Source organism: uncultured Oxalicibacterium sp. (genome assembly GCF_913776015.1).
Taxonomy (GTDB): domain Bacteria; phylum Pseudomonadota; class Gammaproteobacteria; order Burkholderiales; family Burkholderiaceae_D; genus Oxalicibacterium.
Genome location: NZ_CAJYMD010000051.1, coordinates 115,524 through 142,365, shown reverse-complemented (window position 1 = coordinate 142,365; position 26,842 = coordinate 115,524). Strand labels below are relative to the sequence as shown.

Here is a 26,842-nt window from a genome sequence, read left to right as displayed (position 1 = left end):
CACTATGTAGTTTCTTCAGTAACTACGATCCATGTGTTCGAGGTGGACTACCCTTCTCGCAACCGGATACCGTCACGGAAAACAACCATAAAAAACGCGGGCATCAACGCCCGCGTTTTTCATCCAGCCGCATCGCTGCGGTAAAGCCCGCTGCTTAGGCCGCTTTCTGCTCCAGCGCATGCACATTGTCGGCAACGCCATCGATGGCGATCTTGCGCGGCTTCAATGCTTCGGGAATTTCGCGCTTGAGTTCGATGTTGAGCAAACCATTGTCGAGCTTGGCACCGACCACGTGGACGTGATCTGCCAACTGAAAGGTGTGCTCGAAGTTGCGCGAAGCAATGCCGCGATGCAGGAAGTTACGCGCACCTTCTTCACGTGCTTTGCGACCCGTGATCTTCAGTGTATCGCGTTCGGTTTCGATCTCGATTTCCGAACGGTCGAAACCGGCAACGGCCATCGTGATGCGGTATTGGTCTTCGCTCACCAGTTCGATGTTGTAAGGCGGATAGCTGGGCTGCGCATCACGTTGTGACTCGTCAAACAGCTGGGCCAGGCGATCGAAGCCAATGGCGGAACGGTAGAGGGGAGAAAAATCAAAAGTACGCATGGTTATATCCTTTCAAGTAACAAGCGATAAGATTGGGCGGACCTCCGTTGAGCATCCGCTGAATTCGATATAGGGAGTGCCAAAACTTTTTCAAGACCTTTTTTGAAGACTTGAAATTGATGCTGATGCGTCTGATGTCTGATTTGTGCACCATCGCCCAGCCCGCGGCGCCATGCGCCTCTTCAAACTTCTTTACACAATCCCATCTTGCATACGGGAATGCATTAGGCGACAATCTTTTTGAGAATGATTTTCATTTGTTGCCGAATGCACTCGCCCTCTGCCACGTGCGCCGCCTGAACGTCGTCCGCGTGCTCGCACGCGCCGCACGCTGGCAGGCCTCTGCTTCCCCATTCCGATTGCTCAAAGGAGTTCGTTTCATGCATGTCCGCTATTCGTTTTTGCTGGGCGCCGCTCTGACCAGCCCGGTCCTTGCGGCCGATCTTGCCGTGAAGGTGGAGATTCCTCGCCTGACTGTTGCCGAATACCATCGCCCCTACGTGGCTTTCTGGATCGAGGATGCCAACCAGTCCTTCGTCCAGAATCTGGCGGTCTGGTACGACGTCAAGATGAAGAACAACGATGGCACGAAATGGCTCAAGGACATGCGCCAATGGTGGCGCAAGAGCGGGCGCGAGCTGACCATGCCGGTCGATGGCGTAAGCGGCGCGACGCGCGCACCTGGCGAGCACACACTCTCCTTCAATACGAAGAAAACCGCGCTCGACAAGTTACCGGCTGGCGAATATGCGCTGGTAGTCGAAGCCGCACGTGAAGTTGGCGGACGCGAACTGATCCGCGTGCCTTTCCAGTGGCCGGCCAAGTCGGCACAAGCCGCCAGCGCCCAGGGCGAACACGAACTCGGCAAGATTTCCCTGCAATTGAAACCCTGAAGACAAGGAAGCAAGAATGAAGAAATGGTCTGTCCTGCGCACTGCCGCACTCGCCCTCTCGTTGACCACGGCACTGCCGATGGCAGCACACGCCCATCGCACCTGGCTGCTGCCTTCGTCCACCGTGCTGTCGGGCGAAGCACCTTATGTAACCGTGGATGCAGCGGTTTCGAACGAAGTGTTCTACTTCGACCATCGCCCGCTGTCGCTGGATGCCATCGTCATCACCGCGCCTGATGGCAAGACGGTCGACGCAGAAAACAAGGCCACCGGCAAGTTCCGCAGCGTGTTCGACGTGAAGCTCGCGCAGCCCGGCACCTACCGCATCAGCGCCGTCAATGAAATGCTGTTCGCCACATACAAGCAGGGCTCGGAAACCAAGCGCTGGCGCGGTGCAGCAGCCAACTTCGCCAAGGAAGTACCGGCCGATGCCAAAGACGTCAACGTGAGCAGCAACCAGAGCCGCCTCGAAACCTTTGTCAGCGCGGGCAAACCCTCGCCGGTGAAACCCGTCGGCAAAGGACTGGAACTGGTGCCGGTCACGCATCCCAACGATCTGTTCGCGGGTGAGAACAGCAGCTTCATCTTCACGCTCGATGGCAAACCTGCCGCCGATCTGGAAGTGAGCGTCGTGCCCGGCGGTGTGCGCTATCGCGATCAACTCAACGAGATCAAGCTCAAGACAGACAAGGACGGCAAGTTCAGTGTCAAATGGCCGGCACCCGGCATGTACTGGCTGAATGCCGGCACGCGCGCAGCGGCTGGCGAAGTCGGTACCTTGGAAAATCCCGCACGTCGCGCCAGCTACACCGCCACGCTAGAAGTGTTGCAACCGTAATTGCGCTTCTTGTACGCCCGTCAGCCAGACTGGTGGCGGGCGCTCCGCCTACTTTCAAACGCTTCACGCTGTTCGCGCCGTGCCGAATCCGGCAACGCAAACCCGCAAATGAGAACAATTCCCATTTGTTGGTAGAATAGCGCCCAGATATGGACTCTTCCGCAATTTCCCCACAAGCGCGCATCCCCAATCAACGTCGGGCCTGGTGGCTCAAGACGCTGTATCAATGGCACTGGATCAGCGCGGCAATCAGCCTGATGTGCATGCTGGTGTTTGCTGCCACTGGCATCACGCTCAACAATGCCGAGCACATCGAAAGCAAACCCGAGATCAAGCTGCGTACCGCGCAACTGCCTGAGCGACTCACGCATCTGCTGGAAAACTGGGATGTCGCCGACAAGGGCAAGAATCCGACCTTGCCGGTCGTCGTGGCCGACTGGCTGCGGCAAAACCTGGCAGCCGATGTCGGCCAGCGCGATGTCGATTGGTCTCCCGATGAAATCTACATCAGCATGCCGCGCCCCGGTGGCGACGCGTGGCTGCGTATCGATCGCGCCAGCGGCGAAGTCGAATATGAAACCACGAGTCGCGGCTGGATTTCCTATCTCAACGACTTGCACAAGGGCCGTCATACCGGCTTAGCATGGCGCTGGCTGATCGATATCTTTGCGGCCGCTTGTCTGTTCTTTGCCATCACGGGCCTCTTCATGCTGAAGATGCATGCCGCCAATCGGCCTTACACCTGGCCGCTGATCGGCATCGGTGTGGTCGTGCCGGTCGTGCTCGCCATGCTGTTCATCCACTGATTCTTTGTATTCCCGCTATTTATCATGACCAAGTACATCCCTCTTTTACTCGGCACCGCCCTGACCGCACCGGCCTTCGCCGGCGATCTGGACGTCAAGATCGAGCTTCCGCTGCTGACCGTTGCGTCCTATCACAAGCCCTATGTCGCGGTCTGGATCGAAGGACAGGACCAGCGCTTCGTGCGCAATCTCGCCCTCTGGCATCAACTCAAATCCAAAGGTAACGAAGGTGACAAGTACCTGAAGGATCTGCGTCAGTGGTGGCGCAAGAGTGGTCGCGACCTGACGATGCCGGTCGATGGCTTGAGCGGTGCCACACGCGCACCGGGTACGCATACCTTGTCTTTCAACGGTGCGAAAAGCGGTCTCAACGAACTGCCGGCCGGTGAATACCAGCTCGTGGTGGAAGCCGCACGCGAAGCCGGTGGCCGTGAACTGCTGCGCGTGCCCTTCACATGGCCGACGAAATCAACCGTCACCGCACAAGCCAAGGGAGACAGCGAACTGGGCTTGGTCAGCATCACGCTCAAACCCTGAATGCAGTCTGCCAGGCAGTCTTGGCAAACAACGACACCAGCGCAACAACGCTGAAAAGAATATGAGGATACGACCATGAACACCGCCTTCCTGCGCACGGCTACCACCGCCCTCGCCTTGACGCTGGCCCTGCCCATCGCCGCGCATGCACACCGCGCCTGGCTGCTGCCCTCGTCTACCGTGTTGTCCGGTGCGGAATGGGTTGCGGTAGATGCCGCCGTTTCCAACGATGTGTTCCATTTGAAACTCGGTCCGCTGGCGCTAGGCAACTTGCGCGTCCTCGGACCGGATGGCAAGGATGTGCCCGTGGAAAATCTGAACACCCAGGGCAAGACACGCAACAGTTTTGAATTCCGCCCCAGCGCGCCAGGCACGTACAAGGCCGTAGTCATCAACCAAACGCTGGTCGCGACCTATAAACTTGGCGATGCCAACAAGCGCTGGCGTGGCAAGAAAGAAAACTTCGCCAGAGAAATGCCAGCCGGCGCAAAAGACGTGAACGTTTCACTTGCGCAGGCGCGCTTCGAGACCTTCGTCACGGTCGGCAAACCCAGCGATACGGTGCTGAAACCAAACAATGTCGGCCTCGAACTCGTTCCGCTTTCGGCACCCAATGATCTGTATGTCGGCGACAGCACGCAATTCCAGTTCCTGCTGGATGGCAAGCCCGCTGCCAACCTCGATGTTTCCGTGATTCCGGGCGGTGCGCGTTACCGTGACAAATTGAACGAGCAACGTACACGTACCGACGCCGACGGCAAATTCAGCGTGACATGGAAAGAAGCCGGCATGGTTTGGCTCAATGCCAGTGAAGACAATGGTGAACTGCAAGTCGCCGGCCCCGGCTCGGCTGTCGCGATCAAGCCTTCGCACGCACTGCCGGTCGGCACTATCGACAAACCGACACGCCGCGCCAGCTACACCGCCACGCTGGAAATCCTGCCGTAAATTTTCTCGCTAGTCCGTCGGTCTGGTACCGACGGCATGTTCTCTCACCATGCGTCATACCTACATCCCTCTGATCGACGTTGCACCTGCTGCACCGATACTCGGCACCGTCGTGCAATCCCTGCAGGGACAGACCATGGGCACGACCTGGAGTGTCAAGCTGGTAACACGTGCCGGCCAGACGCTTACCGCCGTGCGCACCGCGATCGAACAACAGCTCGCGCTGGTGATCGAGCAAATGAGCACGTGGGAAAGGGAATCCGATCTCAGTCGCTACAACCGCGCGCCAGCCGGTTCATGGCATGCCTTGCCCGATGCATTTTTTGATGTTCTCGACTGCGCCTTGCAGGTCGCACGCGAAAGCAATGGCGCTTACGATCCGAGCGCCGGCATGCTGGTGAATCTGTGGGGCTTCGGGCCGACCAATCGCTACGATGAGCCGGGCTTTCAGCCACCCTCTGACGAACAAGTCGAACAAGCGCGCGCACTGTGTGGCTGGCAACGCCTTCAACTGGATCGTGCCGAAAAGCGCGTACAGCAACCGGGCGGGCTAACACTGGATTTTTCCGCCATCGCCAAAGGCTATGCCGTCGATCTTGTAGTGCGCACCTTGACTGCCTTGCGTATCGAAAATTTTCTGGTTGAAATCGGTGGCGAATTGCGTGGCATTGGCATTCGTCCCGATGGGCAACCGTGGTGGGTGGCAATCGAGCAACCGCCCGCACAGACAGACGATCACGCAGCAACAACAGATGAACATCTGCTTGCCCTGTACGGCTGCGCGGTCGCAACGTCGGGCGACTATCGCCGCAGCTTCACCCGCGGCACGACACGCTATGCGCACACCATCGATCCACGTTCGGGACGGCCGCTTCAGCACCATCTTGCCTCGGTCACCGTCATCCATCGCGATTGCATGCTGGCCGATGCATGGTCTACCGCGCTTGGCGTGATGGGATGCGAAGAAGGACTTGCGTGTGCCGACAAGCTTGGCATCGCGGCCCTTTTTCTCTCCCGTGAAAACCATGCGCTGCATGCCATGACGAGCACTGCGATGAAAGCGATGTTGCAATGAACTGGGACCATCAAACCCGCCTTCTCGTCGCCCTGCTTTGCGTCGCTGGCTACGTGCTGATGTGCGGCGGTATCTGGTGGACGCGTCATCGCCAACGCAAACAGCGTGCGCTGCAATTATCCAACCAACGCCATGCATGGCTGGTGGCGTATGCAAGCCAGACCGGCTTCGCCGAGCAACTGGCACACCGTACCGTCGAGATTCTGAAAACCGGTGGCGTCGATGCGCACCTGTGTGCGCTGTCGGAAGTCGATGCCGATCATCTCGGCAGCATCGAACGTGCCCTTTTCATCGTCAGCACCTATGGTGAAGGTGCCGCCCCGGATAACGGCACCGCGTTTGCCAGCAAGGTCATGACGTCCGGCCTGCCCGACTTGACGCATCTGCACTTCGGCGTGCTGATGCTGGGCGATACGAGCTACCCGCAATACTGCGGTTTCGGGCGCGATCTCACTACCTGGCTCAAGGCGCGCGGGGCGCAAGCCCTGTTCGAGAATGTTGCGGTCAATAGCGGTGGCAGCACCAAAAAGCCACTGCAGGAATGGCAGCATCACCTGAGCCACATCGCCGGCACCAACGATGTCCCCGATTGGGAAGGCCCCGGTTACCAGCAATGGATACTGACGGTACGCCGCGAACTCAATCCGGGCAGCAGCGGCAATCCGGCCTTTCATATCGAACTGCAACCGCAGGACGCCATACCCCTGGATTGGGAAGCCGGCGATCTGGTGCAGATCCTCGCGCCGGCCGATCTGCATCGCCCGCGTGACTATTCGATTGCCTCGATTCCTGCTGACGGCAGCTTGCACCTGCTGGTGCGCCAGGAAAAGCACAGCGATGGTTCACTCGGCCTTGCATCCGGCTGGCTGACCCATGCCGCATCCGTCGGTGCCATTGTCGATCTGCGCGTGCGTGCGCATGCCAATTTCCGGCTTGGCGACAATGCTGCGCGTCCGTTGATTTTGATCGGCAATGGCAGCGGGCTGGCCGGTCTGCGCAGTCATCTGAAGGCGCGTGCTGCAACGGGTGCGAAGACACGCAACTGGCTGATCTTCGGTGAACGACAGGCGGCGCATGACTTTTTCCATCGCGCCGACATCGAGACGTGGCAATCCACTGGTGTGCTCGAACGCGCCGACATCGTGTTTTCACGCGATGGCGCACAACGCGAATATGTACAGGATCGCCTGATCGCCCAAGCAGAACGCGTACGCGATTGGCTCGCCGCAGGTGCCGCCATTTACGTTTGCGGCAGCCTGCAAGGCATGGCTGGCGGCGTGGAAGAAGCGCTCAAACAGATTGCGGGTGAAGACGAAATTGTGCGATTGATTGCTGCTGGCAGATATCGACGCGACGTCTATTAACGACTTCTTAACGATAAAATCACGTCATCTTCGCTCTTTGTGCAAGAACACCACACTTTTTCTCGTCGCGCTTTGAAGTGAGAACAAGTCGTATTTATACTTCGCGGCAGCCGGACCCGGCGCGCCTGCAAACAAGACAAACCAAGGCAGCCGGGGCCATCTTCCCTTAGCCAGCCAAGGTAGACGTCGTGCCTCTAGCCAGCCAAACAGCCCCTAGAGGATAAAAATGGATCGCCGTCTCACCCCCATGGCAGCCGCCCTGCTTGCCGTATTTTCCCTGCCGTTTGCCACGGGCGTCTTTGCCCAGACTGCCGCAACCGATACCACGCTGCCTGCCGTGAATGTCGAAGGCACGGCCAATACCTACAACGCACCGACTGCTTCCTCCGCCACCAAGATCGACGCCCCGCTGCGCGACATTCCGCAAACCGTCAATGTCGTCACGCAATCACTGATGCGCGACAAGGGTGTGCGTTCGATGGAAGATGCCGTCAAGGCGATTCCCGGCGTGAGCTTGTCCAATGGTGACGGCCAGCGCGATCAGGTTTCTATTCGTGGTTTCAGTGCCATCGGCGATCAATTTGTGGATGGCATGCGCGACGATGCGCTGTATTTCCGTGACCTCTCCAACATCGAGCAGATTGAGGTCGTCAAGGGTCCAGCATCGGTGCTCTACGGTCGTGGCTCGTCGGGCGGCATGATCAATCGCATTACCAAAAAGCCCGGCATCGACAAAAGCGAAGTTGGCTTGACGGTCGGCAGCTGGAACCAGCGCCGCGGCGAATTCGATATTGCCCGCAAAGCAGATGAAGAAGGCACGGTCTCCTTCCGCATGACCGGCGCCGTCGAACGTGCCGACAGCTTCCGTAACCAGCAATTCCTCGAACGCGAAGCCTTCGCACCATCGGTGCTGATGAAGCTCAGCCCTGACACCACGCTGCTGCTGCAAGCCGATTATCTGCACGACAAACGACTGACTGACTTTGGCATTCCATCGCTGAATGGTCGTCCTATCAATGTGGATCCCTCAACCTATTACGGTTCGGCCAATGCACGCGATGCTGATAGTGTCGAAGCCACCGTCAGTTCGACTACCGCCACACTCGAACACCGCTTCAACGATACGTGGTCGCTGCGCAATGCCTTCCGCTACTACCAATACAAGCTGGATCGCTACAACGTCGTGCCGGGTGCAGTGACGGCCAATGCCACCTTCCCTTCCGGCTATCAGGTTGCACGTACGCGTAGCGGTATCGCACGCGATGAACACGGCATCTTCAACCAGACGGAACTGACGCAAAAAGCCGAACTGGCCGGCATGGCGCATCAGATTCTGTATGGTGTCGAGCTTGGTGTGCAAGACCGCTGGCAATGGAGCCGTACCGGTACTGCAGGCGTCACCGATGCATTCAATCCGGTGTTGACGAATGGCACACCATTGAGTGGCGGCACACCTAATCGCGGCAGTAGCACCGTCGCTGCCGCTTACGTACAGGATCTGGTCACACTGACCGAACAGTGGAAGGCACTGCTTGGCATTCGTTATGATCGCTTCAAGCAAGAAGTCTTCAATTCCACGATTCCAGGCCGCACCGATACCGCATGGAGCCCACGTGCCGGTGTCGTGTATCAGCCTTCGGCCACGCAGTCCTATTACGTTTCCGTCAGCAAGTCGTTTCAGCCTTCCGCTGAGAACTTCAACCTGACCGCAGCCAATGCACCGTTCGCTCCACAGGAAACCACCAGCAAGGAAATCGGCACGAAACTTGATCTGTTCGATGGCAAGGCGTCTGCAAACGCGGCCGTCTTCAGCGTAGAGCGTACGAACATGACGTCGATTTCGCCATCAGGTGTGACGACAGCCCTCGGCACGCAACGCACCAACGGCCTGGAACTGAGCTTCGCCGCCAACCTGCCGAGCGACTGGAAAATCTCGGCCGGCTATGCGCTGCTGGATGCCAAGATCACCAGCTCGACGGCTGTCAGCAACAACGTCGCCAGCGTACCGAATGGCATCGCCGCACAAGGCAAGAAAGCCACCCTCACACCCGACCACAGCGCCAATGTCTGGATGACCAAGGCTTTCGCGCCCAACTGGACCGCCGGTGCCGGCGTAACGTATGTCGGTGATCGCTTTGCCGATACCTACAATACCGTCACCTTGCCAAGTTACACGACGGTCGATGCCATGGTGGCCTATCGCGTCAAAGGCGTCGATCTGCAGTTGAACATCTTCAATGTGTTCGACAAAAAGTACTATGCATCGGCACACGGCAGCGTCGCCAACTCGATCACACCGGGTGCACCGCGCTCGGCACAGTTGACGGCACGTTACGCATTCTGATGAAAAAAGCGGAAGCCAGATTCATCTGGCTTCCGCTTTTTATTCGCCTCCAATCAAGACGGTCACTGTCCGATCAGTCACCTTGATGTAAATCGGTAACCTCGCCAACCAGGCTTCATGCATACGGCATATTCGCTGCCACCAAAGCATGACGGTCAATTTCCTTCAAGGTCGTGCAACCGGCCATCGCCATGCACAGTTCCAGTTCTTCACGCAGCAACTGAATCATGTGAGCAACGCCCAGTGCGCCCGCAATGCTGAGTGCATACATTTGTAGGCGACCGATCATGACCGCATTCGCGCCCAATGCCAGCGCCTTGAAGACATCGCTGCCGGAACGAATACCTCCATCGAGCAGCAAGGGAAAATCTGCCCCAACCGCCGCGCGTATGGCAGGCAACACATGCAAACTGGCCGGCGCGCCATCCAGACTTCTGCCGCCGTGATTAGACACCACCAAACCCGCCACGCCCTTGTCTTTCAGCATCACGGCATCGTCACGATGCAATACACCTTTGACCCAAATCGGCAGGGTCGTCTGTGTCATCAACCATTCCAGATCCGCCCATACCGGTGCCTGCCGCATGATGCCCTGAAAAATACGGCTGCCTGCTGTTGGTGCGCCGGCATCCGCAGACATGTTGTAGCCCGCCAGATTGACCGCAATGCAATCCGTCGGTCGAAGAAACTCTGCACGCAAGGCACGCAGACTCGCTGCCTGCACCGACGCATCGAGCGTGACGACGATCGCACCATAACCCGCGGCTTCGGCCCGTCGCAGCAAATCACGCGTGACATTCCGTTGCGGCTGCATGTAAAGCTGGAACCAGCGTTGCGGTCCGGCGACGCGTGCCGTCTCTTCCATCGAAACGGATGCAAGCGTACTTGCAACCAGACAGCTTTCTGTTGCCTGCGCCGCACGTGCAGTTTCCATCTCGCCATGCACATGCGCCAACCGTTGGAAAGCAACGGGTGCAAGAAAGATAGGATGTGCAAACGATGTACCAGCCATTGCCAACTGCGTATGACCGCCGGTGACATCGCGCAACAGGCGCGGCACGACCGACCAATGCGCATAGGCATCCAGATTGGCCTGTACGGTGCAGTCGCGTCCCGAACCACCGGCGATGTATTCATGGACAGGATGTGCCATGAACCGATGCGCCAGCATCTCGTAATCCTGTGCGCAATGGATGCCAGCAGGGATGGCGTCGAGCGGTGATTGAGCCGCGTGGTAGGTGATGTTGTTCATGGGAAGTAAAGGCCGGGAACGATCCGGCATTCTAGACATACAACAATTGACAATTAAAACGTCACCCTCAATGCCGGGACACTGCCATTTCCCTTCACACTAGTGCCCACTGCCGCAACAGGTTGTGATAATGGCCGGTAAGACTCAAGACTTCGGCAGTGTCACCAATCTGCTGTCGCAAGCGCTGGATGTTCTGATCGAGTTCATACAACATCGTGCGCTTGCCATCATCTGGCACCATACTTTGCACCCAAAAAAAAGAACAGACGCGCGCACCACGCGTGACCGGTTCGATCTTATGCAAGCTGTTGGAGGGATAAAGAATCATATCGCCTGCTGGCAATTTGACTTCATGTTCGCCGTAGGTATCCGAAACGATGAGTTCGCCACCCTCATATTCTTCCGGCTCACAAAGAAACAGCGTGCAGGACAGATCGGTTCGCAGATGCAAATTGCTACCGGGCATGCTGCGAATCGAACCATCCACATGAAAACCGTAATGCCCACCGCCCTCGTAGCGATTGAACAAGGGCATCACATAGCGATGGGGCAGCGCTGCCGAGACAAACAGGGGATGCTTGGCAAGGCTGCTCAAAATGGTTTGTCCGATTTCATGGCCGACCACGGAGTTTTCATCCAATTGTCGATTGCATTTGACTTGTGCCCCCTGTTCACCAGCTGTCTGGCGACCATCAACCCAATCCGAGGCTTCCAGCTTCAGCCGAATCTGTTTTACCTGATCGAGTGTCAGCACTTGTGGGATATGCAGCATCATGATCGTGTTCCTTGTTCATCAAATAAAAAATCCCCGCTCGTTGAGCGAGGATCTAGTATCGCAGCCTGAATCAAGCGGCGAAAGCGGTTAACGTCAGAACTTGAAATTACCCGTCAACAGGAAGGAACGCGGCGCTCCCGGCGTGTAGCGATTGCCACCATTGTTGAAGGATGCGACGTAATTCTTGTCGAACAAGTTATAGATGTTCAACTGAATCGTCGCGTTCTTCGTGATGGGGTATGACGCCATCGCATCCGCCACCCAATACGAGGCCGACTCGGTCAGGCCGGTGGCAGGTGCCACCACAGCAGCACTGGAGCGCGTGATCTTGGAGACATAACGTGCGCCACCGCCTAGTATCAAGCCCGAAGGCAAGCGATACGTGGTCCACGATGTGAAAGCACGTTTGGGCGTGAATGGAATATCGCCACCCGTCGCGTTATTGCCTCCCGATGCAGCATTCCCACGAGTAATTTCAGAATCCAGGAAAGTCAAACCCGTGATGACTTGCCACGCCGATGTGATCTGTCCGACTGCACCGAGCTCGATACCGCGAACGCGACGCTCCCCGATCTGAGTAGTCACATTATTGGCATCGGTAGCAATTTCATTTTCATTGGTCGTGTTGAAAATTGCACCCGTCAGCGCCAGCGATTTGTTCACATCCCACTTCGCGCCAAATTCGATATTGGTTGCTTCTTGCGGTTTTGCGATTGGATTATTTGCATTGTTTGCAGTTGCTGAGAGCGAAAAATTATCCCCTCCCGGCGGGCGCTTCGATACCGAATACAAACCATAAACACTGCTGTCCACTGTTGGCTTGTACAAGGCACCAATCTTGTAGCTGACTAGCGTGTCGGATGCACTCAGGTTCGTTCGTGTATCCGCAGGCAAGGGCGTACCCGTCCCACCGCCACCTGCACTCGTCGTACCAGCAAGTCTGAATGTCTCAAAATCCGTACTGAAACGGTCAACACGCACACCGCCTGAAATCTGCCATTTGTCGTTCAACTCGATGGTGTCGAACACATAGGCACCAATCGTTTTCGTCACACCATGATCATAAGCGCCGTTTTCACGCGGATTGTAGTCCAACAATGCGAAATATGGATTTGGGTTGTAAAGATTTGCTGCGGTGATCGTTCCACCATTTGTTCCCGTTCCGCCGCTGGCGCCCATGAGGTGATTTTTCTTCTGGCGTTCATAGATCAACTCAACCCCGGCACCCAAGGTATGTTTGAGCCCGCCCGTTTCAAATTCCGAACTCAGGTGGGTTTGGTTCGTGATCAATTCGTTGGTCTGCACCTTGCCTTGACCACCGTCAGCATAACGATTCATGCCATCCGCGCGATTTCGACCGACCGTGTAACTTGAGAGGTCACCTGGCGTCACGAAGGTGGCGCCCCCCATGCCCGTCGTCATGTTGAACTGTTCGACCTTGCCAAAGCGGAAGGTATTGCGCAGTTTGAGCTTGTCCGTAAAGGCATGCTCCACTTTGGCGGTGAACATGTTGACTTCGATCTTGTTGAAATCATTGATCGAGCCGTAGTAATTGCTTGGATCAACTGCCGGCGCGGCATTGCCGGCTGCCGCTTGTGCGGCAGTCACCGTGCCACCAGCCACCACTTGATAGCCCGGCAAACCGACGGTCGGCACACCCCCGTCTGGGCGATTGTTCTGCTTCGAATGGAGGAATGACAGCGTTGTTTGGGTTGGCGTATTCAGGCCAAAGATGACGGATGGCGCAATCCCGTAGCTTTCGTTTTCGACATAATCTCGCCCAGCCACACCGCCGCCCTGTTTCATGAGATTCAGACGCACCGCCGAAGTGCCTTCTTCATCGATGCGACGATTGACGTCTGCGGTAACGCGATAGCGATCCGCGGTGCCATAAGCTGCCGTCGCATCAAAGGAATTTTGGGCGCGCGGCGCTTTGCTCTGTAGATTAATGTAACCGCCTGCCGACGCTCGACCTACATCCGCACCCGTCGGGCCTTTCAGTACCTCAACCTGTTCGATGTTGAACATGTCTCGTGAATAGCTACCCAAATCGCGAATACCATCTACAAAAATGCTGTTTTGCGTATCGAAGCCACGCATTGAAATCGCGTCACCCGTTGCAGTGTTGGCATTTTCGCCTAATTGCAATGTAATTCCCGGCGTATTACGCAAGGCCTCTGTCAACGTGGTCACGCCTTGCTCTTGCATGACTTCCTTTTTGATCACGCTGATAGTTTGCGGGGTATCAACTAAAGGCTGGGAATACTTAGGAGAAGAAACGACTTCTGGTTTATAGCTTTCCATCTGCCCTGTCACTTTTACCTCGGGCAAGGTGGTATCCGCGGCCTGCTGAGCCATGACGGGGAATGTCATTGCCGCCATGACAACTGCTGCAGAACAATGGGAATGACGCGTAATGGAATGCTTGCGGCTCTTTATATGTGCCATGTGTGAATACTCCTCGAGTGTGTAAAGCTGGCTACTGTTACTGACTCGACTGGGGGTAAGTCACAACTTGGCTGGCACGGATACAATTTGAAACAAATAAGACGCGAATAGTAATGATTCGCATTAATAAGGTCAATGCACTTCGCACTACCGCTTAGAACTCGTTGCAGATTTGCATCAATATTTTGTTAAGAAAAAATCGTTATGTTTTTTTCCTGTGCAGTTCGACACCTAGTTTTATGACACTTTCTTGGTAATATCCTGAAAGCCATCGGCTATCAAACCCTACTTGCTGTTGCCGATTCGAATGCGCATTCGCTCCCGTCTCCTCATCCTTTTTCTATCAGTACTGATCCCTGCTTTCATTACGGCCAGTATCGGCATCTACTATGTCTATTCGGAAACGCAGGAAGCCAATCGGCAAAGCATGCGTGAAGTAGCGCAGGCACTGGCTTTGGTAGTGGATCGCGAGATGATGAAGCGCGAAGCAGTACTGCAAACACTGGCGACTTCGTCAGCGCTGGATAAGGGCGATCTACAACAGTTTTATGTGGAAGCCAAGCGCGTGGCACCGACCATCGAAACCTCGATCATGCTCAGCGATCTGCATGGCCAGGTTTTGCTTAACACGCAGTTACCGTACAAGCCGGGTGCGCGTGTCGCCATGCCCCTGCTGCAAAACCTGCGGGAAGAAGCCGGGCCGGAGGCCACTGTCATCTCCGACATTTACACTTCGCCGATTGGCAATCAGCCCAGCTTTACGATCCAGGTTCCGGTCAAACGTGACGGCATTCTCATCTACTTTCTGGAAATGAATGTCTTTGTCAGCCAGTTGCAAAGCGTGTTTCGCGAGCAGCGCCTGCCCAATACCTGGAATGGCTCGATTCTGGATCGCAATGGCATCATCGCCGCACGCAATCGCAATGCAGATCGCTTCGTCGGCCGGCCTGCCCGCAGCACCATTGTCAGCATGATGCGCGAGAGCCTGGAAGGCTTCAATAACGATGGCACCGCCCTGACCGGCGAGCCCGTCACGGCCTTCTTTAGTCGTGCACCGCGTTCGGATTGGCGCTTCCTGATCAGCGTGCCGCAGATCGAATTCAAGCGTAGCGCCTACAACGCCATCACCGTCATCGCTTTCCTTTCCCTCGTCTTCTTCGGCCTTTCTGTAGCAGTCGCCGTATTGCTTGGTCGCAATGCGGCAAATGCTGTTGAGAAATTGCAGGATTCGGCAGAAAAACTCGGCCGTGGCGAACCGGTCACGCCCATGCGTTCCGGTGTGCGCGAGTTCGATGCGGTGAGCGAAGCGATGGCGCAGGCAAGTCAGTCGCTAGAACATACCCATACTGAAATGGAGCGCCGTGTGAAAGAAGCGGTCGCGATGTCCGAACGCTCACAGCGTGCACTGTTGCAAGGGCAAAAGCTCGAAGCCCTGGGCCGGCTGACTGGCGGCATTGCCCATGACTTCAACAACATATTGCAAACACTGACGACAGGCCTGCAGCTGAGCCTCATGAGCATTACCGGCGAGCGCGAACGCAATCTACTGCAATCTTGTCAGCGGGCGGTGGCACGCGGCGGTGAACTGGCGCGTCAGTTGATGGCCTTCGGCCGCGTGCAGGAAGCGCGACTGGAAACACTGGATGTCAGCGACCATCTCAAGACCACCTTGCCGCTTTTGACGGGGGCACTGCCAAGCAATATTGCTTTCGCGTTGAAGACCGCGCCGGATCTGTGGCAGGTAACCATCGACCCTTTGCAATTCGAACTGGCCCTGCTCAACCTCACGATCAATGCCCGCGATGCGATGCCGGAAGGCGGCACGATAACCCTGGAGGCAGAGAATGAATGCTTCACATCGGCAATGCACGAATTGCATGCCGGTGACTATGTACGCATTCGCCTGATCGATACCGGGGCAGGCATGAGCGAGGACGTATCGGCACGCGCCTTCGACCCGTTCTTCACCACCAAGAAGATTGGCAAGGGTTCGGGAATGGGATTGCCGCAAGTCTACGGTTTTACCAAGCAAAGCGGTGGTGCATTGTTGCTGCACAGTCGTGAAGGCAGCGGCACCACGATCACGATCTATTTGCCGCGTGCGGAGCAGGATGCCTTCCTGCCCAAACTCGATAGCAACACGGTGCCAGCGCAAACGATCAAGGGCAGCATTCTGTTTGTCGAAGACGATGCGCTGGTGCGTGAAACCATTGCGCCAGCCTTGTCCGTGGCAGGTCTGGATGTCTGTGTGGCGCAGACGGGCGAACAGGCTGTTGAGATATTGGAATCCAATCAGCAAATCAATCTGGTCTTTTCCGACATCGTGATGCCCGGCACTATTAGCGGCATTGAACTCGCACACATCATTCGCGATCGCTTCCCGCACATTCGCGTCGTTTTGGCGACCGGTTATTCAGAGCAGCGTGTGAACCTGCCCGGCATTCGCATGCTGGCAAAACCTTACTCGATGAATGAAGTCATCGCCGTCCTGAGTCAGGAATTGCCTGCCGATACACCGCAGTGATCTATCACACTACGGCACGTCATCAAGCGTTCGTACTTATTCAACCTTGAGGTCGGCGTATTCCGGATGTGGCGGCGGAAACGCCGGTTTGAGGGCCTGTAACGTCTCGAGCACAATGGAGGCAATCGTCAGATTGCGATGCGTCTTGGAGTCCGCTGGAATCGCATACCATGGCGCATGATCGGCATCTGTTGCCAGAATCGCGTCTTCATACTGTTTGCGATACGCATCCCAGAATTTGCGCTCTCGCAGATCATCCGGTTGCAGCTTCCAGTGTTTGTTCGGATCGGCAATGCGTTCTTCGAGACGCGCTTTCTGTTCCTTGTTCGAAATATGCAGAAAGCATTTGATGATCGTCGTGCCGGTCTCCGCCAGCATCCGCTCGAAATCACGAATGTGCGCGTAGCGCCGCTGGCATTCCGCATCGTCGATCCAGTCATGCACGCGTGTGATCAACACATCCTCGTAATGACTGCGATTGAAGATCACAAGCTCACCAAGTGCCGGCACACGTTGATGAATGCGCCATAGGAAATCACGGCTTTTCTCGGGTTCGGTCGGTGCCTTGAACGGTACACTGATGACACCTAGCGGATCGACACGACCAAACACACCGCGCACCGTCCCATCCTTACCCGACGTGTCCATGCCTTGCAGCACGACCAGAATCTTGCGTGAACGCTGCGCATAGAGAATTTCCTGCAACTCGGCAATCTGCTGTGCCATTTCGTCGACACGTGCTTTGTCCGCCGCCTTGCTCTCGCCGGACAAGGGCTTGGCAGCGGCATCACTTTCCTTGATCTTGTAGTTCTTCCCGACGCGGAATTGTTCGCATGCACCTGCCATGTTGTCCTCCAGTGATCAGCGATTATGGCGAATGGCATGATCGATCTTGGTACAACGATCGGCCACTGCGGCGATACCCGCTGCCTGCACCTTGTCGATAGCCTCCTGATTCACAATGCCCAGTTGCAGCCAGAAGCCGCGCGCATGAATGGCGATGGTTTCATCGGCAATCGGCTCGACCTGATCGGCCTTGCGGAAGACATCCACCAGATCGATACGCGTGCCCTGTTCCTGCAAGGCTGCAGCAGCCATCGTTAATGTGGCATAGCAATGCTCACCGAGAATGTGCGTACCGGCAGCGGCGGGATTGACGGGAATGATGCGATAACCATGCTGCTGCAGATAGGCAGCCACACCATGGCTGGGGCGGTCTTCCTTGGGCGACAAACCGACGATGGCGATGACGCGCGATTCCGCAAGCAACTTCGTGATGACATCCGGATCTTGATAATGCATGGTGGCGATCAATAAATAATCAGTGAATGAAAACAGCGCATAAAACAAAAAGGGCAGCCTAAGCTGCCCTTTATTGTATGCGGAATAACGATCAGCGTTTTTGACGCAGACGCTGAATCGCCGCCAACTGCGCCACGGCGCTGGCCAATTCGGCCTGTGCCTGTGCGTAATCGATTTGCGAGTCTTTGTTGGCCAGTGTTTCTTCGGCCAATCGTTTTGCTTCTGCTGCCTTGGCTTCATCCAGATCGCCGCCACGAATTGCGGTATCGGCCAGAACCGTTACCACTTCGGGTTGCACTTCGAGAATACCGCCCGCGACGAAAACGAATTCGTCTTCTGCCTGGCCCGGTACCTTGATGCGTACTGCGCCTGGACGAATGCGGGAGATCAGCGGCGTGTGGCCCGGCAGAATGCCGAGTTCGCCAGCTTCACCCGGCAGCGCTACGAATTCCGCCTGACCTGAGAAGATTTCTTCTTCGGCCGAGACGACATCTACGCGCATTGTGTTTGCCATGTGAGAACCTTTTAATTCGTTCAAGGATCGATCGCCGATCGATAAGAACTTGCCGACAGCGTGCATTACAAGCCGCCGGCTTCAACCATTAGTTGAGTTTCTTCGCTTTTTCGATGGCTTCTTCGATCGTGCCAACCATGTAGAACGCTTGTTCAGGCAGGTGATCGAGTTCACCCGAAGCGATCATCTGGAAGCCCTTGATCGTATCTTTGAGCGAAACGTACTTGCCAGGTGCGCCGGTGAACACTTCAGCGACGTGGAAAGGCTGCGACAGGAAACGTTGCATCTTACGTGCACGCGAAACCAGCAGTTTGTCTTCCGGTGCCAGTTCGTCCATACCCAGAATCGCGATGATGTCACGCAATTCCTTGTAGCGTTGCAGCGTACCTTGCACAGCACGTGCGGTCTCGTAGTGCTCTTGACCAACGACTTGCGGGTCCAGCTGACGCGAGCTCGAATCCAGCGGATCGATTGCAGGGTAGATACCGAGCGAAGCGATGTCACGCGACAGAACGACGGTCGAATCCAAGTGAGCAAACGTGGTTGCTGGCGATGGATCGGTCAAGTCATCCGCAGGGACGTAGACGGCCTGGATCGAGGTGATCGAACCGACTTTGGTCGAGGTAATACGTTCTTGCAGACGGCCCATTTCTTCAGCCAGCGTAGGTTGATAACCCACAGCCGATGGCATACGACCCAGCAGAGCGGATACTTCGGTACCAGCCAGCGTAAAACGGTAGATGTTATCAACGAAGAACAGAACGTCACGGCCTTCGTCACGGAACGCTTCGGCCATCGTCAGACCGGTCAGCGCAACGCGCAGACGGTTGCCTGGTGGTTCATTCATCTGACCGTAGACCATGGCCACTTTGGAATTCTCTGGGTTTTCCAGATCGACCACTTTGGCGTCCGACATTTCGTGATAGAAGTCGTTACCTTCACGAGTACGTTCACCCACACCAGCAAACACGGACAGACCCGAGTGTGCTTTAGCGATGTTGTTGATCAGTTCCATCATGTTGACGGTCTTGCCCACACCTGCACCGCCGAACAGACCGACTTTACCGCCTTTGGCGAACGGGCAAACCAGGTCAATCACCTTGATGCCGGTTTCCAGCAGATCGGTCGATGGCGACAGTTCGTCGTACGCTGGTGCTTTACGGTGAATCGATGCCGTCTGCTCGTGGCTGACAGGACCGCATTCATCGATCGGGTTACCCAGCACGTCCATGATACGACCCAGCGTGGCTTTACCAACTGGAACCGTGATTGGATGACCGGTATTTTGGATCATCATGCCGCGGCGCAAACCGTCGGAGGTACCGAGCGCAATGGTACGGACAATGCCGTCGCCGAGCTGTTGCTGAACTTCCAGCGTCAGTTCAGAGCCTTCCATCTTCAAGGCATCGTAAATCTTAGGCATCGCATTGCGTGGGAATTCAACGTCCACCACAGCGCCGATACACTGAACGATTTTGCCATCAGCCATTTTCGTTCCTTCAAATAGATAAAATTAAAATCTGGTTATGCAAGACGGCATCCACGATGCCGTCTGCCATCACATTAAACCGCTGCCGCACCGGCGACGATTTCGGACAGTTCTTTCGTAATAGCAGCCTGACGCGTCTTGTTGTAGACGAGTTTCAGTTCGCTGATCACACTGCCGGCATTGTCGGTTGCCGCTTTCATCGCCACCATACGCGCCGATTGCTCGGACGCCAGGTTTTCCGCTACTGCCTGGAATACCAGCGCCTCGACATAGCGCAACAGCAGATCGTCGATCACGGTCTGGGCATCCGGTTCGTAGATGTATTCCCACGACAAGGCGTCCGAACCTTCATCCGCTTTCAGCTTGTCTGCCGACAAAGGCAGCAGCAAGTCCATCCGTGGTTCCTGTTTCATCGTGTTGATGAACTTGGTGTACACCAGATAGACCGCATCCAGATGACCGTCTTCGTACGCATCCAGCAAGACCTTGATCGGACCGATCAGTTTTTCCAGATGCGGCGTATCGCCGATCTGGGTCACTTGCGATACGACCGGAGCGCCAATACGGTTCAAGAAGGCCAGGCCCTTGTTACCGATTGCCGCGATCTGTACTTTCTTGCCTTCCGCTTCGAGTTCGCGCAGCTTGCTGGTCACGGCACGCAGGGTGTTCGTGTTCATACCGCCGCACAGACCCTTGTCGGTCGTGACGATGATGAAGCCAACCGTCTTCGCGCCATCCGACTTCACGAGGAAGGGATGCGTATATTCCGGATTGGCCTGCGACAGGTTGGCCGTGATGTTACGGATCTTGTCGCTGTATGGACGGGCCGCCAGCATCCGGTCCTGCGCCTTGCGCATTTTGGATGCCGCGACCATTTCCATCGCCTTGGTGATCTTCTTCGTATTTTCTACGCTCTTGATCTTGCCACGTATCTCTTTGCCTGCAGCCATGAGGTTTACTCCTTCGCTACAGTCAGATCAAAACGATTTTTTGAAATCGGCAACTGCGTCTGCCAATGCCGCTTCGTCGTCTTTGTCGAGTTTCTTCGTGTCTTCGATCTTTTGCAGCAGAGCAGCGTGGCTGGACTTCATGAAGCCATGCAGACCCGATTCAAAGCGCAACACATCCTTGACTTCGATGCTGTCGAAGTAGCCCTTGTTGACGGCGAACAGCGAAACCGCCATCAGCGAAATCGACAATGGTGCGTACTGTGCTTGCTTCAACAGTTCGGTCACGCGTGCGCCGCGATCCAGCTGTTTGCGGGTTGCTGCGTCGAGGTCCGAAGCGAACTGTGCAAATGCTGCCAGTTCACGATACTGCGCCAAGTCGGTACGGATACCACCGGACAAGCCCTTGATGACTTTGGTCTGAGCAGCACCACCAACACGCGACACCGAGATACCGGCGTTGATCGCAGGACGGATACCTGAGTTGAACAGGTTGGTTTCCAGGAAGATCTGACCGTCGGTAATCGAAATCACGTTGGTTGGAACGAATGCGGAAACGTCACCAGCTTGCGTTTCGATGATTGGCAGAGCAGTCAGCGAACCAGTTTTGCCTTTAACTTCACCTTTGGTGAAAGCTTCGACGTAGTCGGCGTTGACGCGTGCTGCACGTTCGAGCAGACGGCTGTGGAGATAGAACACGTCGCCAGGGAACGCTTCACGGCCTGGTGGACGGCGCAGCAGCAGCGAAACCTGACGGTACGCAACAGCTTGCTTCGACAGATCGTCATAAACGATCAGTGCGTCTTCACCGCGATCGCGGAAGTATTCGCCCATGGCGCAACCGGAGTAGGCCGAAACGAACTGCATGGCAGCCGATTCCGAAGCCGATGCGGCAACGACGATGGTGTATTCCATGGCGCCGTTTTGTTCCAGCGAGCGCACGATGTTCTTGATCGACGATGCTTTCTGACCGATTGCAACGTAGATACAGGTAACGTTTTGGCCTTTTTGGTTGATGATTGCATCAACAGCCACTGCCGATTTACCGGTTTGACGATCGCCAATGATCAATTCACGTTGACCACGACCAATCGGCACCATGGCATCAATTGCCTTGATACCGGTTTGCAATGGTTCGTCAACGGATTGACGTGCAATAACGCCTGGCGCGATCTTTTCGATCGGGGCGGTCAGTTTTGCATTGACAGGACCTTTGCCGTCGATTGGCTGACCCAGTGCATTGACCACACGGCCACGCAGTTCAGGACCAATCGGGACTTCCAGAATGCGGCCCGTGCACTTGACGGTATCGCCTTCGGAAATGTGCTCGTATTCACCCAGAATAACGGCACCGACGGAATCACGTTCCAGGTTCAGCGCGAGGCCGAAGGTGTTGCCCGGGAATTCGAGCATCTCGCCTTGCATGACTTCGGACAGACCATGAATGCGGCAGATACCGTCGGACACGGAAATCACCGTACCTTGATTGCGAATCTCAGCGCTGTCGCCGAGCCCTTGAATCCGGCTCTTGATCAGCTCGCTGATTTCAGACGGGTTGAGTTGCATATAAACTCCTAAAATTTTCTCTGTAGCTTGGGCTTGAGGGCACGGACGATCAGGCAGTCAGCGCAACATGCATCTGTTGCAGCTTGGCGCGCACCGAGGTGTCGAGCACTTCATCGCCGACAACGACGCGCACACCACCGATCAACGTGTCATCCACGACGACAGTCGGATTGAGCTTGCGGCCAAATTTCTTTTCCAGCGTAGCGATCAGTTCTGCCACTTGCGCTTGCGACAATTCAAACGCACTAGTGATGTCGGCATCAGCGGCACCTTCCTGTGCATTTTTCAATGCATGGAACTGTGCTGCGATTTCCGGCAGCGAGGTCAGGCGATTGTTTTGCACCAGCATGTCGATGAAGTTTTTGGCTTCAGCGCCAACTGGCGTTTTCAGCGCAGCGATAAAGGTGCTGCTGATCTGTTCCGGCGAAATTTTCGGGTTGTGCGCCAATGCCTGAACATCGGGATGCGCGGCAACCTGTGCCATTTCGGAAACAAGACCTGACCATGCAGTCAAATCGGCGGCTTTCGCCACGCGAAACAGGGCTTCAGCGTAGGGGCGGGCAATCGTTGCGAGTTCGGCCATGATTACAGCTCGGCTTTCAGTTGTTTCAACAGGTCGGCATGTGCCGCAGCGTTGACTTCACGTTTCAGAATCTGCTCAGCGCCCTTGACTGCGAGGGTGGCAACCTGATCACGCAATGCTTCACGCGCCTGGGTCACTTGCTGTTCAGCGTCTGCCTTGGCAGTGGCAATAATGCGCGCTGCTTCTGCTTCAGCCGTTTTCTTGGCTTCGTCAACGATCAACTGACCGCGCTTTTCTGCATCGCTGATACGCTTCTGACCCACTTCCTGTGCTGCGGCGACTTCTGCCTGGGCACGCTTTTCAGCCAGTGCCAGATCGGATTTGCCGCGCTCTGCTGCAGCCAGACCATCCGCAATCTTTGCGGCACGCTCATCGAGTGCCTTCATCAGTGGTGGCCACACGAATTTCATCGTGAACAGCACCAGGATGAAAAAGACTACGAACTGTGCAAACAAGGTTGCATTTAAGTTCACAGTGATTTCCTTCTCAAGAATAACAAGTGCCGAACCAGCGAGTTCGGCAGATGAGAATCGACAGTAACGTTAAATTACGCGACGAACGGGTTAGCGAATGCGAACAACATAGCGATACCAACGCCGATCAGGAATGCCGCATCGATCAGACCAGCCAGCAGGAACATCTTGGTTTGCAGGGTGTTCATCAACTCAGGTTGACGTGCGGAGGCCTCGAGATATTTGCCACCCATGAGAGCGATACCGATACAAGCGCCGATTGCGCCCAGACCAATAATCAAACCACAAGCCAGCGCAACAAATGAGAGGTCGGTCATGACAATTCCTTCTAAGGTTAAGTTAAGTTAAAGCAAAAAATAAATACAAAAAACGGATCCTGCTGATACTGCAATTTCGATACGGCTTAATGGCTTTCGTGTGCCTGACCGATGTACACCAGCGTTAGCATCATGAAGATGAATGCCTGCAGGAGCACGATCAGGATGTGGAAGATTGCCCATAACGAACCTGCCAGGACATGGCCGAAGAAGCCGAACGCGGTCGCGGTCGAACCCAGCAATGCGATGAGCAGGAACAGCAATTCGCCAGCGTACATGTTGCCGAACAACCGCATCGCCAGGGAAACGGTCTTAGCTGCGAATTCGATGATGTTCAGCAGCAGGTTGAACGGTGCCAACCAGATGCCGAAAGGCGCGGCGAACAATTCGTGGATGAAGCCGCCTGCACCCTTGATTTTGAAGTTGTAGTAGATCATCAGCGCGAACACGCCGAGAGCGATACCCATCGTGCCGTTCAAATCGGCCGTTGGCACAACGCGGTGATACGGGAAAATGTGATCGATGCCGGCCCAGTGGAAGAACGACGAGAACATGTCCACAGGCAGGAAATCCAGCGAGTTCATCAGGGCAACCCAGACGAACACGGTCAATGCCAAAGGTGCGATAAAGGTACGATCGCCATGGACGATCGATTTTGCCTGACCGTCAACCATTTCGACGATCATTTCCACTGCAGCCTGGAAACGGCCTGGCACGCCGGAGGTTGCCTTGCGTGCAGCAGCCCACATCAACAGAGAACCAACGACACCGGCGAAGATTGCCCAGAAAATCGTATCCATGTTCAGGATCGAGAAATCGACGATCTTGTCCTGATGTTTGGTCGAGAAGTGACCCAGATGGTGGACGATATATTCGGAAGCGGTTGGTGCTGCGTGATGCGCCGCCCCTGCAGTAGCCATTTCAGTCGCCATGTCAGTGCCTAAATAATAAAATGATGTAACTTTTCAGTACCACGATGAAGGCAGCGACCAGCGCCAGCACGTTGACATCATGGTAAAAATGAACGACTGCCCAAAGTGCCGCAGCCGTTACGCCAAGCTTTACGAACTCGCCCACGAAAAACACATGCGGGCTGACGGATTTGCTCAATTGCGCAGCTATGAAAAGGCGCAAGGCAAAAAGGCCATTCGGCACCACGCAGCACAAGCCACCCAACAAAGCAGAATAGAACCCTGGCAGACCGGCAATCAGACCGGCAATCGCGCTGCAGATAACCGTGGCCACAAATTGCGTGAGGACGACGGGCAGCATGGCAAGTCCAAAAGGTGCAGTTCGGCGGGCAAATTTGCTGTCCGCTTCCTGAGTTGAAAGTAATGCAAACTCTTGCGTTCCGTGAAGCCCGAGGATTATAAGTGGATTCTCAGGATAGCGTCAAACGTTTGCGCTGCAATGGAACAAGATCATTGTAGTTATTGCACCGCTACAACGTTACATGCGTGTTCATGGTGCAAGAGCGAGATTTCTTAAAAGAAAGATCACGCCTTGCTGCGCAGGCGTGCGATCAAGTCATCCAGCGCATCAAGGTTGGCAAAGTCGATCACAAGCTGTCCCTTGTTCTTGGCACCGAGCTTGATTGCCACGGAAGTGGCCAGCGTGTCCGACAACTCCTCTTCCAATCGGGCGATGTCGCGCGACTTTTCCTTTTGGCGCGGCTTGGCGGAGGCGCTCTGCTCTGCCGACGCCTTGGTCACCAGTTTTTCAGCATCGCGCACCGACATGCGCTTGGCAACAACCTGGTTAGCCAGGGCAATCTGCGTCGCAGCGTCCACTGCCAGCAGGGCACGCGCATGGCCCATGTCGATATCGCCTGCCATCAGCATAGTCTGGACCGGCTTGGCCAGATTCAGCAAACGCAACAGATTGGAAACAGCACTGCGCGAACGCCCTACCGCCGTCGCCGCTTGCTCGTGCGTGAAATTGAAATCGGCGATCAGGCGATGGATGCCCTGTGCCTCTTCGAGCGGATTCAGGTCTTCGCGCTGAATGTTTTCGATCAGCGCCATCGCTGCCGTGGCTTCGTCGTCCACTTCCTTGACCAGCACCGGCACTTCGGTCATGCCAGCCAATTGCGCAGCGCGGAAGCGGCGTTCGCCGGCGATGATTTCGTAGCGCTGACGCGGTCCGCTGGAAGCAATCGGACGCACCAGAATCGCCTGCAACAAGCCCTGTGCCTTAATGGAGGCGGCAAGTTCGTTGAGTGCGCCTTCATCCATGCGCGTACGCGGCTGGTATTTACCAGCCTGCATATCCGTGACCGACAACGTGGATGGCGAGCCGGGAACCGTCGCGACAGCTTCGCTGAAATCGCTGCTACCGCCTAGCAAAGCGTCGAGACCACGTCCCAGTCCCTTTTGTTTTTTCGTGGCCATAAAAGTAACTAAATTCTGTTCTATCTGAAAAACGAACCTTAAGGCTCGCGCACGGTACCAGACCGCTTAAAGTGTCTTGATGCGTTCGATCATTTCGGCACCGAAAGCGATATAGGCCTGGGCACCCTTGGAAGAAGGATCGAAGTTGATGCCGGGCATGCCGTATGACGGTGCCTCGGCCAGGCGCACATTGCGTGGAATGATCGAGCGGAATACCTTGTCGCCGAAGTGCTGTTCGAGTTGCGAGGAAACCTGTTGCGACAGCGTCATGCGCGGATCGAACATCACGCGCAGCAAACCGATGATCTTGAGATCGGGATTGAGTTTGGCGTGTACCTTCTTGATGGTATTGACCAGATCGGACAAACCTTCGAGGGCATAGTATTCGCACTGCATCGGAATGATCACGCCATGCGCGGCGCACAAGCCGTTGAGCGTCAGCATCGACAATGCGGGCGGGCAATCGATCAGCATGAAATCGTATTCTTCACCAACGGCGGCCAGCGCATCCTTCAGGCGTCGTTCGCGGTTGTCGAGTTCGACCATTTCGACTTCAGCACCAGCCAGTTCGCGGTTGGCTGGCAGCACATCGAAACGCCCTGCTTCGGAGCGCACACGCGCTGTCGCCACATCGGCCATGCCAAGCATGACTTCATAAATGGATGACTTCAGCTCGGCCTTGTTAATGCCGGCCCCCATGGTGGCATTGCCCTGCGGATCGAGATCCACCAGCAAGACGCGCTGGTTGAGCTTGGCCAGGCCTGCTGCGAGATTGACTGCCGTAGTGGTTTTACCAACGCCGCCCTTCTGGTTGGCGACGCAAAAGATTTTTGCCATATTGTCTTTT

The 26,842-nt window shown here is 55.8% G+C and carries 26 protein-coding genes; 9 read left to right on the top strand and 17 right to left on the bottom strand.

Annotated features, from left to right (window positions below; translation table 11 throughout):
* Positions 1-154 precede the first annotated feature (154 nt).
* Positions 155-610, bottom strand: coding sequence for an Hsp20 family protein (locus QZ725_RS08925; RefSeq protein WP_293778648.1), 456 nt, complete (start codon positions 608-610; stop codon positions 155-157).
* Between the two features lie 380 nt (positions 611-990).
* Here QZ725_RS08925 and QZ725_RS08920 point away from each other — a divergent pair, with 380 nt between their 5' ends.
* From QZ725_RS08920 to QZ725_RS08885, 8 genes are all read left to right on the top strand, one after another.
* On the top strand, positions 991-1,503 hold the full coding sequence (locus tag QZ725_RS08920) for a DUF2271 domain-containing protein (RefSeq protein ID WP_293778646.1): 513 nt from the start codon (positions 991-993) through the stop codon (positions 1,501-1,503).
* Between the two features lie 16 nt (positions 1,504-1,519).
* Positions 1,520-2,341, top strand: coding sequence for a DUF4198 domain-containing protein (locus tag QZ725_RS08915; protein WP_293778644.1), 822 nt, complete (start codon positions 1,520-1,522; stop codon positions 2,339-2,341).
* A gap of 149 nt (positions 2,342-2,490) precedes the next feature.
* Complete coding sequence (locus QZ725_RS08910; protein ID WP_293778642.1) at positions 2,491-3,147, top strand: PepSY-associated TM helix domain-containing protein; 657 nt, start codon at positions 2,491-2,493, stop codon at positions 3,145-3,147.
* Positions 3,148-3,171: 24 nt separating this feature from the next.
* On the top strand, positions 3,172-3,684 hold the full coding sequence (locus QZ725_RS08905) for a DUF2271 domain-containing protein (protein ID WP_293778640.1): 513 nt from the start codon (positions 3,172-3,174) through the stop codon (positions 3,682-3,684).
* 75 nt (positions 3,685-3,759) lie between these two features.
* Positions 3,760-4,632 (top strand): DUF4198 domain-containing protein, encoded by an 873-nt coding sequence (locus QZ725_RS08900; RefSeq protein WP_293778639.1) that lies wholly within the window; start codon positions 3,760-3,762, stop codon positions 4,630-4,632.
* Between the two features lie 49 nt (positions 4,633-4,681).
* Positions 4,682-5,707, top strand: coding sequence for an FAD:protein FMN transferase (locus QZ725_RS08895; RefSeq protein ID WP_293778636.1), 1,026 nt, complete (start codon positions 4,682-4,684; stop codon positions 5,705-5,707).
* A complete protein-coding gene (locus tag QZ725_RS08890) occupies positions 5,704-7,071 on the top strand; it encodes a sulfite reductase subunit alpha (protein ID WP_293778635.1) in 1,368 nt (455 codons plus the stop codon). The genes QZ725_RS08895 and QZ725_RS08890 overlap by 4 nt, the downstream gene beginning before the upstream one ends.
* Positions 7,072-7,297: 226 nt before the next feature.
* On the top strand, positions 7,298-9,415 hold the full coding sequence (locus tag QZ725_RS08885; protein ID WP_293778633.1) for a TonB-dependent siderophore receptor: 2,118 nt from the start codon (positions 7,298-7,300) through the stop codon (positions 9,413-9,415).
* Positions 9,416-9,530: 115 nt separating this feature from the next.
* Here QZ725_RS08885 and QZ725_RS08880 read toward each other — a convergent pair whose 3' ends face one another.
* The 3 genes from QZ725_RS08880 to QZ725_RS08870 all read right to left on the bottom strand — a co-directional run bounded on the left by QZ725_RS08880 (position 9,531) and on the right by QZ725_RS08870 (position 13,890).
* A complete protein-coding gene (locus QZ725_RS08880; RefSeq protein ID WP_293778631.1) occupies positions 9,531-10,667 on the bottom strand; it encodes an alpha-hydroxy acid oxidase in 1,137 nt (378 codons plus the stop codon).
* Between the two features lie 94 nt (positions 10,668-10,761).
* Positions 10,762-11,442 (bottom strand): Fe2+-dependent dioxygenase, encoded by a 681-nt coding sequence (locus QZ725_RS08875; protein ID WP_293778630.1) that lies wholly within the window; start codon positions 11,440-11,442, stop codon positions 10,762-10,764.
* Positions 11,443-11,535: 93 nt separating this feature from the next.
* Entirely contained in the window at positions 11,536-13,890 is a 2,355-nt protein-coding gene (locus tag QZ725_RS08870) for a catecholate siderophore receptor Fiu (RefSeq protein WP_293778628.1), read from the bottom strand.
* 307 nt (positions 13,891-14,197) lie between these two features.
* Here QZ725_RS08870 and QZ725_RS08865 point away from each other — a divergent pair, with 307 nt between their 5' ends.
* Positions 14,198-16,414 (top strand): ATP-binding protein, encoded by a 2,217-nt coding sequence (locus tag QZ725_RS08865; protein ID WP_293778627.1) that lies wholly within the window; start codon positions 14,198-14,200, stop codon positions 16,412-16,414.
* A 36-nt stretch (positions 16,415-16,450) separates the two neighbouring features.
* Here QZ725_RS08865 and QZ725_RS08860 read toward each other — a convergent pair whose 3' ends face one another.
* From QZ725_RS08860 to QZ725_RS08800, 13 genes are all read right to left on the bottom strand, one after another.
* Positions 16,451-17,260 carry a PPK2 family polyphosphate kinase gene (locus QZ725_RS08860; protein ID WP_293778625.1) on the bottom strand — a complete coding sequence of 270 codons (810 nt, stop codon included), beginning with the start codon at positions 17,258-17,260 and terminating at the stop codon, positions 16,451-16,453.
* A gap of 15 nt (positions 17,261-17,275) precedes the next feature.
* Entirely contained in the window at positions 17,276-17,716 is a 441-nt protein-coding gene (locus QZ725_RS08855) for a CoA-binding protein (protein WP_293778623.1), read from the bottom strand.
* Between the two features lie 91 nt (positions 17,717-17,807).
* Positions 17,808-18,230, bottom strand: coding sequence for a F0F1 ATP synthase subunit epsilon (locus QZ725_RS08850; RefSeq protein ID WP_293778621.1), 423 nt, complete (start codon positions 18,228-18,230; stop codon positions 17,808-17,810).
* 88 nt (positions 18,231-18,318) lie between these two features.
* A complete protein-coding gene (gene atpD / locus QZ725_RS08845) occupies positions 18,319-19,719 on the bottom strand; it encodes a F0F1 ATP synthase subunit beta (RefSeq protein ID WP_293778618.1) in 1,401 nt (466 codons plus the stop codon).
* Between the two features lie 74 nt (positions 19,720-19,793).
* The gene (atpG, locus tag QZ725_RS08840; RefSeq protein ID WP_293778615.1) at positions 19,794-20,669 is read right to left on the bottom strand and encodes a F0F1 ATP synthase subunit gamma; all 876 of its coding nucleotides are present in this window, start codon (positions 20,667-20,669) and stop codon (positions 19,794-19,796) included.
* A 27-nt stretch (positions 20,670-20,696) separates the two neighbouring features.
* Positions 20,697-22,232, bottom strand: coding sequence for a F0F1 ATP synthase subunit alpha (atpA, locus tag QZ725_RS08835; RefSeq protein ID WP_293778613.1), 1,536 nt, complete (start codon positions 22,230-22,232; stop codon positions 20,697-20,699).
* Positions 22,233-22,281: 49 nt separating this feature from the next.
* The gene (locus QZ725_RS08830; RefSeq protein ID WP_293778612.1) at positions 22,282-22,815 is read right to left on the bottom strand and encodes a F0F1 ATP synthase subunit delta; all 534 of its coding nucleotides are present in this window, start codon (positions 22,813-22,815) and stop codon (positions 22,282-22,284) included.
* Between the two features lie 2 nt (positions 22,816-22,817).
* Positions 22,818-23,288: a F0F1 ATP synthase subunit B gene (locus QZ725_RS08825; protein WP_293778610.1), complete on the bottom strand. Its 471-nt coding sequence runs from the start codon at positions 23,286-23,288 to the stop codon at positions 22,818-22,820.
* Positions 23,289-23,362: 74 nt separating this feature from the next.
* Positions 23,363-23,605, bottom strand: coding sequence for a F0F1 ATP synthase subunit C (gene atpE, locus QZ725_RS08820; protein WP_293778608.1), 243 nt, complete (start codon positions 23,603-23,605; stop codon positions 23,363-23,365).
* Positions 23,606-23,691: 86 nt separating this feature from the next.
* Positions 23,692-24,537 carry a F0F1 ATP synthase subunit A gene (atpB, locus tag QZ725_RS08815; RefSeq protein ID WP_293778607.1) on the bottom strand — a complete coding sequence of 282 codons (846 nt, stop codon included), beginning with the start codon at positions 24,535-24,537 and terminating at the stop codon, positions 23,692-23,694.
* Between the two features lies 1 nt (position 24,538).
* The gene (locus QZ725_RS08810; protein ID WP_293778606.1) at positions 24,539-24,877 is read right to left on the bottom strand and encodes an ATP synthase subunit I; all 339 of its coding nucleotides are present in this window, start codon (positions 24,875-24,877) and stop codon (positions 24,539-24,541) included.
* Positions 24,878-25,101: 224 nt separating this feature from the next.
* Positions 25,102-25,995: a ParB/RepB/Spo0J family partition protein gene (locus QZ725_RS08805; protein WP_293778604.1), complete on the bottom strand. Its 894-nt coding sequence runs from the start codon at positions 25,993-25,995 to the stop codon at positions 25,102-25,104.
* 66 nt (positions 25,996-26,061) lie between these two features.
* Positions 26,062-26,832 (bottom strand): AAA family ATPase, encoded by a 771-nt coding sequence (locus QZ725_RS08800; RefSeq protein ID WP_293778602.1) that lies wholly within the window; start codon positions 26,830-26,832, stop codon positions 26,062-26,064.
* Between the last annotated feature and the right edge of the window lie 10 nt (positions 26,833-26,842).